The 1,238-nt window shown below is 38.7% G+C and carries 1 pseudogene; it reads right to left on the minus strand.

What is annotated here, in order from left to right:
* A pseudogene (locus AC2JBO_RS44975) lies at positions 1–592 on the minus strand (pentapeptide repeat-containing protein); the annotation flags it as partial.
* Positions 593–1,238 lie beyond the last annotated feature (646 nt).

The following is a 1,238-nucleotide window of genomic DNA, read 5'->3' on the forward strand; positions in this document are numbered from 1 at the left end:
TGCGAAGGTCGAGTTTACAGTTGTTTCGGTCTTTTTGCGAGTTGCGTCTTGCAATTACAGTCAAAGCAGCTTGAATGTCAGTACGAACGCGAAGCGCATTGTCCACATCTTCAAGTTGATTACTGATAGGAGCATTTTCACGCACAAACGCCGTTAAAATTTCCATCACCGTCCAGTATGAACTGTAAGAATCATTCGCGACTCCCTCCAAAGCATAAATAGCACCTGTGCGGGTGGCAGTATTTTCATGCCCAAGTTGTGTAACTGCTGTCATGAAACGGTCGGCAACCAAGCGTTCCTCTGCTAGTTGAGCATTTTTGACGCTAATTTCGTTATTTTTTTCAGATGCGATAGCGCTTCTTTGTAACGCTTCCGCGCGCTTGGCTGCATAATAACCATTCATAAATACCGCTAAAGAGAGAAAATATGTTGCGGTAGTCATCCATGCTTGGTTTGTTGAGTCGATTTTTTGGCGTTCCGACAGGTGTCGGTTTTGCGAAAAAACCATGAAAAATAACATTGGTGCAACAGTAAAGACTGCTGCCACCGCTACTAGCTTATTTTTTAGAACGTCTGTCTTTCTCGCAGACATAGCGCAAGTATTCCTCAAAACACAGAATTATTACGTAGGCAATTCGGAACAAGAGTATAGCATTTATCTTGAAATTTCAATACTTTTTGGGTTTTTATACCAATTTTATGACTGAAATCTAAGCGCTTAAACACTCTGCTAAGTTCAAGATTTCCACCCCTAAAGAATTCCGTAGCCACACCTGATGAGAACTACTTACTGGTGACTTCAGTATATAGATTTGTCATTGTAGTGCTTAAAAACTTATTTATCAAGCTTTTCCTGCATCAATTTACACCAGCTTGAATATCTTGGTAATTTTGCACTATTTGATGAATTTATGATTATTATTACTTCAAAAAGTATAAAATTATAGTAAAGGTAATGAACTTTGTTACGATAAGCACTTTTTTATCTTTCGTGACGCTTGTACGGTGCGTAACACCACCAGCAACTGCGCTTCGTTTTATAATGTTTGTGGTGTTACGCACCCTACATTTGAATGTCTCTTTTTAAAATCGAAAAGAGTTTTAGGTCGTGAAATTGAAATTTCCAGTAGCCAAATTCTCTTAAAGTACCTTCTTCTGTAAATCCTAATTTTGATAGCAAACTCATTGATGCTGTGTTCTCTAACATCACTGTCGCTTCGATGCGGTTTAATTCCATG

This window comes from Calothrix sp. CBUCES-K 9914, from assembly GCF_059640475.1.